Origin of the sequence: Brevundimonas sp., assembly GCF_023259385.1 — a bacterium.
GTDB lineage: Bacteria > Pseudomonadota > Alphaproteobacteria > Caulobacterales > Caulobacteraceae > Brevundimonas.
Genome location: NZ_JAHFPF010000109.1, coordinates 1 through 10,653, shown reverse-complemented (window position 1 = coordinate 10,653; position 10,653 = coordinate 1). Strand labels below are relative to the sequence as shown.

Annotated in this window: 9 protein-coding genes and 1 pseudogene; 2 read left to right on the top strand and 8 right to left on the bottom strand. The window is 68.2% G+C overall.

The features are described 5' to 3' along the window. From Q0C81_RS09840 to Q0C81_RS09820, 5 genes and pseudogenes are all read right to left on the bottom strand, one after another. Positions 1-276 (bottom strand): annotated as a pseudogene (locus tag Q0C81_RS09840) (succinate--CoA ligase subunit alpha); the annotation flags it as partial. Positions 277-297: 21 nt separating this feature from the next. Next, a complete protein-coding gene (locus Q0C81_RS09835; protein ID WP_291836988.1) occupies positions 298-1,170 on the bottom strand; it encodes a glycosyltransferase family 2 protein in 873 nt (290 codons plus the stop codon). A 50-nt stretch (positions 1,171-1,220) separates the two neighbouring features. Further along, positions 1,221-2,411 (bottom strand): ADP-forming succinate--CoA ligase subunit beta, encoded by a 1,191-nt coding sequence (gene sucC / locus Q0C81_RS09830; protein WP_291836986.1) that lies wholly within the window; start codon positions 2,409-2,411, stop codon positions 1,221-1,223. A 215-nt stretch (positions 2,412-2,626) separates the two neighbouring features. Next, on the bottom strand, positions 2,627-4,150 hold the full coding sequence (locus Q0C81_RS09825; protein ID WP_291836984.1) for an MFS transporter: 1,524 nt from the start codon (positions 4,148-4,150) through the stop codon (positions 2,627-2,629). A gap of 128 nt (positions 4,151-4,278) precedes the next feature. Then, positions 4,279-6,492, bottom strand: a complete 2,214-nt coding sequence (locus Q0C81_RS09820; protein WP_291836982.1) for a TonB-dependent receptor — start codon at positions 6,490-6,492, stop codon at positions 4,279-4,281. Between the two features lie 176 nt (positions 6,493-6,668). Between Q0C81_RS09820 and Q0C81_RS09815 the strand changes: the two genes are divergently transcribed. Both Q0C81_RS09815 and Q0C81_RS09810 read left to right on the top strand, forming a co-directional pair. Further along, on the top strand, positions 6,669-7,388 hold the full coding sequence (locus Q0C81_RS09815; protein ID WP_291836981.1) for a TetR/AcrR family transcriptional regulator: 720 nt from the start codon (positions 6,669-6,671) through the stop codon (positions 7,386-7,388). After that, entirely contained in the window at positions 7,385-8,155 is a 771-nt protein-coding gene (locus tag Q0C81_RS09810; protein WP_291836979.1) for a LytTR family DNA-binding domain-containing protein, read from the top strand. Before Q0C81_RS09815 ends, Q0C81_RS09810 begins: the two co-directional genes overlap by 4 nt. 9 nt (positions 8,156-8,164) lie before the next feature. On the opposite strand, the gene Q0C81_RS09805 is transcribed toward Q0C81_RS09810, so the two are convergent. The 3 genes from Q0C81_RS09805 to Q0C81_RS09795 all read right to left on the bottom strand — a co-directional run. Then, positions 8,165-9,631, bottom strand: coding sequence for a carotenoid oxygenase family protein (locus tag Q0C81_RS09805; RefSeq protein WP_291836977.1), 1,467 nt, complete (start codon positions 9,629-9,631; stop codon positions 8,165-8,167). Positions 9,632-9,711: 80 nt separating this feature from the next. Continuing rightward, the gene (locus tag Q0C81_RS09800; protein WP_291836975.1) at positions 9,712-10,131 is read right to left on the bottom strand and encodes a DUF2141 domain-containing protein; all 420 of its coding nucleotides are present in this window, start codon (positions 10,129-10,131) and stop codon (positions 9,712-9,714) included. Positions 10,132-10,375: 244 nt separating this feature from the next. Then, a partial coding sequence (locus Q0C81_RS09795) for a helix-turn-helix domain-containing protein (protein ID WP_291836973.1) occupies positions 10,376-10,653 on the bottom strand: 278 nt, incomplete at its 5' end.

Below are 10,653 nucleotides of genomic sequence, written 5' to 3'. Positions count from 1 at the left end.
GATGGCCTCGATGATGGCGTCCGCGGCGCCCGCCGGCGGCACGTAGATGACCGAGGCGTCGGCGCCGGTGGCGTCCTTGGCTTCAGCGACCGTGGCGAAGATCGGCAGGGTCTCGCCTTCCGACCCGTGCCACAGCTCGCCGCCCTTCTTGGGGTGGATGCCGCCGACCATCTTGGTCCCGTAATAGCGAAGCGCCTGCTCGGTGTGGAAAGTGCCGGTCTTGCCGGTCAGGCCCTGGACGAGGACCTTGGTGTCTTTGTTGACGAGGATGGACATCTGAAGGCTCTCTCTGGACGGTCAAATCGTTTGGTTGTTTGGAATGATCAGGTTGAGGCAGCGAAGGACGAAGGTCTGGAAGCCGCTGACCACGTAGATTCGCCGGAACAGCTCGGCCTCGGCGCCCAGGCGGCGCGCCCGGTCATAGAGCGCTGATTGCAGGCGTCGCTTGCGGCCCATCTCCCAGGTGTCCTGGACCGCCAGCCGCCGGTCCCACTTGCCGCGCCATTGCTCCAGGCTGATGGCGTCGTAATGGGCCAGAAGCAGCGTCTTGGCCACGGCGGCCGACAGGGGCGCGCCACCGCGCTTGGATTCGTGGATGCAGATCTCGACGCCGGAAAGGCCGGCCCGGACCGCATGCTTGCCCATGTCGTGGCCGAGCAAACCCTGGGTGAAGAAGCCGCCGCAGCCCGGATAGAGCAGATAGGGCAGGACCGAGCTGAAGGGGCGTCCATAGGATCGTCTGAAGAAGGCCGCCCCATACTCCTGGGACAGATCGTGCTGGTCGCTGTAGACCGCCTCGACGGTGCGGAAGATGACGGATTCCCGATCCGAAGCCGTCGACGCCAGCAGGTCGCCGATCGACCCCTCGCCCAGGATGAACTCGTCGATATCGACCACCAGAAGCCAGTCGGACGCCGTCTGGCGGTAGGCGAGATCGTAGACGGCCCTCTGCCGGTCCTCGACGCTTTCGGGACGTGAAACGCCCAGATCGCGCCAGAAGCCCTCGTCGCAGGCGATGACCTCGGCGCCTTCAAAGTCCCCCGCCAGCGCCGTTTCCCCGTCGAAGAAGACGCGGATGCGATCCGCGCCTCTGCGGCGGTAGTGGGCGACGAAGGTGCTGATGTGCCGCTCCGGCGCCAGCGCCATCGCGACCACTTCGAACTTGGCCAAGGCCTCTCTCCAACCGGCCCCCGATGCTCAGGGACGGTAAGCGAATGAACTCAACCGACCGCCGCGACGATCTTCTGGGCGGCGTCGTCCAGGTCGTCGGCCGCGGTGATGGCCAGGCCCGACTCGTTCAGGATGGCCTTGCCTTCCTTCACGTTGGTGCCTTCCAGGCGAACGACCAGCGGCACCTTCAGGCCCACTTCCTTCACCGCCGCGACCACGCCCTCGGCGATGACGTCGCAGCGCATGATGCCGCCGAAGATGTTGACCAGGATGCCCTTCACGTTGGGGTCGGCCGTGATGATCTTGAAGGCCGCGGTGACCTTCTCCTTCGAGGCGCCGCCGCCGACGTCCAGGAAGTTGGCCGGCTCCTTGCCGTACAGCTTGATGATGTCCATCGTCGCCATGGCCAAGCCGGCGCCGTTGACCATGCAGCCGATGTCGCCGTCCAGGGCGACGTAGGCCAGGTCGTACTTGGACGCCTCGATCTCCTTGGCGTCTTCCTCGGTCTCGTCGCGCAGCGCCTTGATGTCCTCGTGGCGGAACAGGGCGTTGCCGTCGAAGCTGACCTTGGCGTCCAGCACCCGCAGGTGGCCGTCGGTCATGACGATCAGCGGATTGACTTCCAGCATGGCCATGTCGGTCTCGACGAAGGCCTTGTACAGGATCGGGAACAGCGACTTACCGTCCTCGGCCGCCGCGCCCGTCAGGCCGTAGGCGGTGTTGATCTTGGCCACGTCGGCGTCGGTGACGCCGGTGTTCGGATCGATGACCAGGGTGACGATCTTCTCGGGCGTGTCGTGGGCGACCGCCTCGATGTCCATGCCGCCCTCGGTCGAGACGACGAAAGCGATGCGGCCATGGTCGCGATCGACCAGGATCGACAGGTACAGCTCGCGATCGATGTCGGCGCCGTCCTCGATGTACAGGCGGTTGACCTGCTTGCCCGCGTCGCCGGTCTGGGCGGTCACCAGGGTGTTGCCCAGCATTTCCTTGGCGTTGGCCACGACCTCTTCGATCGAGCGGGCCAGGCGCACGCCGCCCTTGGCGTCGGGGCCCAGTTCCTTGAACTTGCCCTTGCCGCGCCCGCCGGCGTGGATCTGGCTCTTCACGACATAGAGCGGACCCGGCAGCTGCCGCGCCGCGGCCTCGGCCTCGTCGGCGCTGGTGATGGCGACGCCGGCCGCGACCGGTGCGCCGAAGCCCTTCAGGACCTGTTTGGCCTGATACTCGTGAATGTTCATGGGGAGGACCGCTGCCTGGAAAACGTGGGGCGCTTATAGGACCCCCACGTTCGCAGGTGCAACCGTCACGCCGCGTCAGCCGGCGCGGCGGGGCGTTTTCCCTAGACCATTTTTGCTTCAGGTCGGTACGACCTGAAGCCAAAAGAATGGTCCAGCATCAAACTGGAGCGAAATCTGAGCCGAGTTGGACTGCGTCCAAGTCAACCGATTTCGCTCTAGTCCACCCAGTCCTTCTTGAGTGTCCGCGACGCGCCGATCAGCAGGAAGGCGGCCAGGATGTAGAAGCCCATGCCGGTGTAGATCGCCCAGCGCAGGCTCTCGTCCCCGAACTGCGGACGCAGCAGGTCGCTCATCCAGCCGAAGTAGAAGAAGCCGACGGCCAGGCCGAGCAGGTTGTTGATCAGCAGGAACAGGGCCGAGGCGGTCGAACGCATCGGGGCCGGGGCCAGATGCTGGACCGCCGCCGTGATCGGCCCCAGCCAGGCCAGGTTCAGGCCGGTGGGGATCAGGAAGATGAAGAAGGCCAGGGTCAGCTGTTGCACCTGGGTGCCGCCCCCCGGAATGAACTGGCCGATCAGCCACGGCGAGTTCATCGCCAGCACGAAGCAGGGCGCCGAGATCAGAAAGGCGATGGCCGGGACCAGCGGATAGGCGCCCTTGCCGCGCTTGGCCAGCTTGTCCGCGATCATGCCGCCGCCCCAGATGCCCAGCAGGCCGCCGATCAGGGCGACGCCGGAATAGTACCAGCTGGTCTGGCCCAAGGTCAGGCCGAAGCTGCGCATCATGAACAGCGGCAGCCAGCCGGCGACGCCGTAGCCGCAGACCGAGGACGACGCCGCCCCCAGCGCCAGCAGCCAGAAGCTGCGCTTGGGGATCAGGACCGAGGCGGTCGAGCGGGCGACGAACAGCGAGGCGCCGATGGCGATGGCGAGCAGGCCGCCGAAGGCGAACAGCAGGGTCGAGGTCCCGCCGGTGAAGTGCGAGATGGCGGCCGCGACGAGGGCGGCTGCGCCCAGGACCAGCATGATCTGGGCGGCGCGCATCCCGGCGCGGGCCGAGCCCGGCGCGGCGGGCGTGGCGTCAGCCAGCGGATCCACGATCTTGGCCGCGTCGGTGGCGCCGCGTTTCGGATTGCGCACGGTCAACAGCAGCACGGGCGCCACGATCAGGCCCAGCAGGCCCACGGCGATGAAGGCGGTCTGCCAGCCGTAGGCCACGGCCACCAGGCCCCCGATCAGGGTGCCGGCCGCGGTGCCCAGCGGAATGCCGAAGGCGAAGGCCGCCAGGGCGCGGGCCCGCTGGTGCGGCGGGAAGTAGTCGGCGATCAGGGAATAGGCCGGGGCCACGCCGCCCGCCTCGCCCACGCCCACGCCCATGCGGAACAGGAACAGCTGGGTGAAGGAGCCGGCGACGCCGCACAGGGCGGTGAAGCCCGACCAGACCGCCAGGGCGCCGGTCATGATCCAGACGCGGCTGAACCGGTCGGCCAGCCAGGCCAGGGGAATGGCGAGGGTCGAATAGACCGAGGCGAAGGCGATGCCGCCCAGCAGTCCGAACTGGGTGTCCGACATGGCGAAATGCGCCTTCAGCGGCGCGGCCAGGATGCCGATGATCTGCCGGTCCAGGAAGTTCAGCATGTAGACCAGGATCAGGACCGCCAGCACATAGTAGCGGTAGCCCCCCTTGGCCGGCGGCTGGGCGGCCGTCGGTTCCGGGACCGGGGCGTCGGTGGCGGTCATGGCGTTTCCCTCGACTTGTATTTTTCTTTGAACGAACCGTAGCGGCGCCGTCGGCGGGCGCCAGAAGAAAAGGGCGGCGGCTCGTCAGAACCGCCGCCCTTGATCGGAACCGATCAGGCTTCAGAGGGTCAGAACTTGAACTGAACCGTGGCGGTCACCGTCTGCGGCGGGCCGTAGTAGCCGATCAGCGAGTTGTCGAACGTCGCGCCTGCGAAGTTGTAGGCGCCGACGCGGTATTCCTCGTCGGTCAGGTTCTTGCCGTACAGGCCGACCGTGAAGCGGTCGCTCGGATCGGTCCAGACCACCGACAGATCGACCAGGCTGTAGGCCTGCTGGTCGAGGACCGGGTTCGGGAACTCGAACTGGCTGTAGTCGCCGCGGTAGGAGATCGACGGGGTCACCGCCAGCTCGCCGCCCGCCACGTCGCCGATCCATGTGAAGCCGAGATAGCCGGTCCATTCCGGCGCGTTCTGCAGCACGACCTGGCTGGAGATGTCCTCGTATTTCGCGGTCGTCAGATTGTAGCGGAGGAACTCTTCGAAGTCGGAGTGCAGATAGCCGATCGCGAAGTTGGCGGTCAGGTTGTCGAGGATCCGCAGGCGGCCTTCCAGTTCGGCCCCGTAGAAGGTGGACGAGCCCACGTTGTCGACGAACGAGGCGATGCCGCCCACCGCCGGAACCTGGGTCGTCACCTGCTGGTCGTTGTACTCGTTGTAGAAGATCGACGAGGCGAACGAGAGCCGGCTGAGCGAACCCTTCAGGCCGATCTCGTAGGAGTCGACCGTTTCGGGATTGTAGCCGTTGACCGTGTCCGGCGTCAGGATCGCGTCGCCGCGCATGTCGAAGCCGCCCGACTTGAAGCCCCGCGAGAACGAGGCGTAGGTCGTCAGGTCGTCCGTCAGGTCATACGACAGGGCCACCTTCGGGGTGAACTGGTCGAAGTCCTTGGTGCGCCGATAGTCGGTGCGCAGCAGGGTCGGCGCGCGGGCCGTGCCGCCCAGCAGCGGGCTGCGGGTCGCGCCGGCGTAGTTGGCCCGGAACACGCGGCCGGTCTTTTCGTCCAGCGTATAGCGGCCGCCCAGCGACAGGTGCAGCCGGTCGGTCAGGTCCAGGTTCACGTCCGCGAAGAAGGCGTAGCTGGTCGTGTCGACATAGCCGGAGGTCCCGATCACGAACTGGCTCGCCACCGGCAGCAGGGGGTTGCCGACGATGGTGTCGAACGCGCCCTCCGCATGGCCGTCCAGGTAGAAGAAGCCCATCACGCCCTGGATGCGGTCGTAGTTGAACAGGAACTGGAACTCCTGGGTGATCTGGTCGTCCGAATAGTAGGCGGGGATGTCCAGCGTCGGCGCGGGGGTGTTGTCGAAGTCGATGACGGTGTCCGTGTCGCCTTCGCGCCAGGCGCTGATCGACTTGAACGTCCAGTGGTCGTTGACGTCGATCTGGATCGTGGCGGACAGGCCCTGGTTCATCACCGAGTTGTTGTCGCCGATGCCTGCGTAGGTGTCGTAGACGCTGCCGGGAACGCCCGAGTTCGGGGTCGCGCCGGCCACTTCGCGGTGGCCGTGGCGGGGGTTCGAGTCGTCCTCGGTGCGGTCGTAGGCCAGACGGATCTGGACGTCCTCGCGCGGTTCCCATTCGGCGCTCAGCCGGCCGGCCAGCACGTCCTTGTTGTAGTGCTCGGCGCCGGTGTTCAGATTCGTGCCGTAGCCGTCGCGCTGATAGCTGGCGATGGCCCCGCCGACGCGGAAATTGTCGGCCAGCGGCAGGCTGCCCATGGCCAGAAGGTCGGTCTGATTATAGCTGCCGTAGGACCCGCGCAGCGTCAGTTCCGGATCGGCGGACAGGCGCGAGGTGACGTATTTGACCGCGCCGCCGACGGTGTTGCGGCCGTACAGCGAGCCCTGCGGGCCGCGCAGGACCTCGATGCGCTGCACATCATAGATGTCCAGCACCGCGCCCTGAGGACGGGCGACATAGACGTCGTCGACGTACAGGCCGACGCCGGGCTCGAAGCCCCAGAGCGGATCCTGCTGGCCGATGCCGCGGATGAAGGAGATCAGCGTCGAGTTCGAGCCGCGGGCGACCTGGACGGTGGCGTTCGGCGTCTGCTGCTGCAGGGCCGTGATGTCGGCGGCGCCGGTCTGTTCCAGGCGCTCGGCGCCGATGGCCGAGACCGAGATCGGCACATCCTTCAGCGCTTCATCGCGACGACGCGCCGAGACGACGACTTCGTCCAGCGTCGACGCCCCGTCCTGGGGGACGTCCTGCGCCATGGCCATGGTTGAGAGCGCGCTCCAGGCGGCCCCCGCGAGCAAGGCGGTTTTCACGAGTCTGTTCATTTGCAGCCCCAATCCCTGATGTTTCCGGTGTCGACGCTTTTATTCAGCGTTCAATGATTTTCCGGGAAGGTAACCGTTTTCCCTCCTCTGTCAAACCGTGGCGCTTCCGCGACGGAAGCGTGGCGGAAACCTGTGGCGCCGTTGCACTGGCGGGGTCCCACGGCCTAGCGTGGGCCATGACCAAGCTTGATGCGCCCGCTCCCGATTCCGAGGTCCGCCCCGCGCGGCGGGGCCGGCCGCCGAAAACGCGGGCCGCCGGCGGTAGCGACACCCGGGAATCTATTCTCGACGCGGCTGAGGACCTGTTCTCCAAGCACGGCTTCTACGGCGTCACCATCCGCGAGGTGGCGCGCGAGGCCGGGGTCGATACGGCCTTGGTCCACTATTATTTCGGGGCCAAGCGCGGCCTGTTCGACGCCGTCTTCTTGCGCCGGGCCGAGGTCTGGAACAACGAACGGGTCGACGCCATCAATCGTTACGCCCGCGAGGTCGGCGAGACGATGACGCTGGAGGGGCTGCTGGAGGCCTTCCTGCGTCCGCCGTTCCAGTGGTCGCTGAAGGGCGGGCCCGGCTGGAAACACTATTCGGCCCTGGTGGCCCAGACCAACGCCAACCCGACCTTCGGCGGCGAGACCATGGCCCGCTATTTCGACCCGGCCATCCGCCGGTTGATCGAGCTGATCAAGCAGGTGCTGCCCGAAGCGCGCGACGTCGACCTGTACTGGGCCTATCACAACCTGTCGGGCGCCCTGACCCTGACGCTGGGCGAGACGGGCCGCCTGGACCGCCTGTCCGGCGGCCTGTGCCGCTCCGGCGATCTGGAGAGCGCCGCCGACTACATGGTGCGCTTCGCCGCCGCCGGCTTCCGCGCCGTCTGCACGCCGAGGCCCGAGTGACGGACGCGCCATTTCGTCTGTCGCTGACGCTGGATCGCAACCTGGTGAAGGGTCTGGCCGTCTCGTCGATCGCGGGGGTCGTGCTGGCCTTCACCGGCGCCTTCGGCATGACCGGCGCGCCCTTTCTGCACCGGTTGATCTACTGGGTGCCGCTCATGATCGGCGGGGCCGTCTGGGGACACGTCTGCTCGCAGATCATCGAGCGCTGGATCGACTTCGACCGCAAGCCCTGGCTCGGCGCCCTGGTCCTGACCGCCGCCATGTCCGTGCCGCTGACGTTCGTCGTATGGGGCTACACGGTCTTCCTGTTCGAACACGGTCGGCACCCGGCGGTCGGACGGCTGGTCTACTTCTTCATTCCGGTGACGGTCGTGACCGGCGTGATGAGCGTGCTGAACATCTTCCTGCAACGCGCCCCGGTGCAGACCCACGCCGCGCCCGTCGGCGGCGCTCCGGCCCGCTTCCTCGACCGCCTGCCGCCCAAGCTGCGCGGCGCGGCGATCCGGGCGGTGGAGTCCGAGGACCACTATCTGCGCATCCACACCGACCGCGGCTCGGACCTGATCCTGATGCGGCTGTCCGACGCCCTGACCGAGCTGAAGGGGCTGGAAGGCGCCCAGACGCATCGCAGCTGGTGGGTCGCGCGCAACGCCGTGCGCGCCGTCAGCCGGGGCGAGGGCCGCGCCACCCTGACCCTGGACGGCGGCGTGGAGGCCCCGGTCAGCCGGCGCTACGCCAAGGCCCTGCGCGAGGCCGGCTGGTACTAGGCGCCGTATCTAGCCGTTCCACAGCCCATGGAAGCCCGCCGGCAGGGCGATGTCCGCCCGCCAGCTGGCCGTCGGCCCGTCCGACACTCGGGCGGCGTCGAAGGCGTGCAGCTCGGTCACGCCCCGCCGCAGGTTGATCGCCGGCGCGACCAGCCAGGCGTCGATCTCGCCCGAACGGCCGGGCTTGGGGACCCAGACCGCCTCTTCCATGATCACGCCGTCGCCGAAGTCGAAGCCGTCCGAGCGCCCGGTCTCCCAGTCATGCACCGCCAGCCCCGTCGGCAGGGGCCGCCCGCCCCGCTCGCCCGCGACGTGGGCGGTGTAGCGCCGGGCCAGGCCGGCCCGGCGCGGATCGCTGCGCGGAAACTCGGCGGTGACGCCCGAGGACGTCATCTCCGCCCGCCCGTCGGTGTGGAGGGTCACCAGCGACAGCTGCGCGGGTTCGCCCGGCACGGTCCCCCGGCCCTCAACCAAGACCCGCGCGCCTTCCATCGCGAAGGTCATGTCCTTGCCCGCCGCCACGTCGAAGCGGATCGTCCCCGAGCCGTCCTCCCAGGCGTCGCCCAGATGGAAATAGCTGAAAGCCGGCAGTTCGAAGATCCGGCGGCGGGTCAGGTCGGCCTTGTCGATGACCATGACCTGGGTCCCCAGTTCCGGCTTCCACGCGAACCGCGCCGCGAAGGGCATGGTGTCGTGGTCGAAGACCCACGGCTGCATCACGATCACCAGGTGGCGGGCCGTGGCGGTGAAGTCGTGCATGTAGCAGGCGCGCGGCAGCTCGACGATCTCGGCGGTGTGCAGGCTGCGGTCGGCGTTCAGCCGCCAGACGACCATCCGGTCTCCCCACAGGCCGATGTTCCAGACCGTGCCGTCGGGGTCGTAGCGGGGATGGGCCTGGAAGGGCATGCCCTTCAGGTCGTCGCGCAGGGTGACGAACCCCTTGGTCGACAGGTCCGAGGCGTTCATGGCCAGGGGCGAGCCGGCCTCCCACAGGGCCCAGACCTCGTCGCCCGCCATCATGATCGCCGTGTTGGCGGCGTTGGCGGCGTCGGGCGAGCCGACGCGGGCGCGATCGTCTCCGGGGGTGCCGAAGCCGGGCGTGACCACGGCGTCGATCTCGCTCTCCCAGCGCCGCTTGGGCGTGTCGGCGAAGCGGGCCTCCAGCGTGGCCTGTCCGTCGCGGACGCGGAAGGCGCGCATCAGGCCATCGCCGTCAAACCAGTGGGTCGCCGACCCGCCCGGCCGCCGGAACTTGGCCGGCCCGTTGCGGAACAGGGCGCCCTCCAGCCCGGCCGGAGCCCGGCCCCTCGCCAGCCGCATCGCCCGGGGCGCGATATCGACCTCGAGGTCGGCGGTGGCCAGGGCCCAGTCGGCTGACGCCTGCATGGCGGCCATGGCGCGGACCGTCTCCGGCGTGACGACGGCGGCGGACAGGGCGGCGGCGCCCATCAGGAAGTGGCGGCGGGAGGCGAGCATGACTGTCTCTTCGAAATTTGGAGTCAGGGGGTTCGGGGGCTCAAGCAGCGCAAGGCGCGTTAGCCCCCGAGAGAAAAGGCTCAGCGGATGCTGATCGTCTGGGCGGTGTCGCCCGAGACGGTGAAGCGCGCGCGGCTCCAGCTGGCCGGACCCATGTTGGCCGGAGCGTTGTTGGAGAAGGCGTAGGGCTCGTTGGGAATGCCGAACGGATTGGTGTTCATCTGGCCGTCGCCGTTGACGTCGTGGAACGCCTTCACCGCATAGTCGCCGGCGGGCAGGTCGCCGAAGACGGCCACTACCGCGCCGCTGGCGTCGACCGCCTGGGCGGCGACCGGCTGGCCGGACTGATACGAGGCTTCGGAGTTGAACAGGGCGACCATGACCTTGCCGGTGCGGGCGCCGGTCTCGAAGGTCAGGGTGACGGTGGCGTCCTCAGCCTGGGCGGGGACGGCGGTCAGGGCCAGAAGCGCGGCGGCGGCCAGGGTGGCGATGCGGATCATGTCAGGGTCCTCAGGAAGAGACCCGACCACCGGGCCTCCGATGACCCGACCGTGCCGACCGCCTTCACGGGCCGCCACGCCGTTTGCAGGAGAGGACGCCCCGACTTCGCGAACGATCACGCCTGTCCGTTCGCGTTTCGCGAATGGACACTCCGCTTTGGGCCGCGGACCGTCGGCCGCTACGCGGACCTCCCGACCCGACGCGGCCTGGGGTGGTTAGGGCGCGGCCGAACGTCGGCGCCTGTCAGCGCGGCGCGCGCTTGGCCAGGATGCGTTGCAGGGTGCGGCGATGCATGCCCAGACGGCGCGCCGTCTCCGAGACGTTGTGATCGCACAGCTCGTAGACGCGCTGGATATGCTCCCAGCGGACCCGGTCGGCGCTCATCGGATTGTCCGGCGGCTCGGGCGCCTCGCCGGTCATCAGCAGGGCCTTGACCACGTCGTCGGCGTCGGCGGGCTTCTGCAGATAGTCGACCGCGCCGGCCTTCACCGCCGCCACCGCCGTGGCGATGGCGCCGTAGC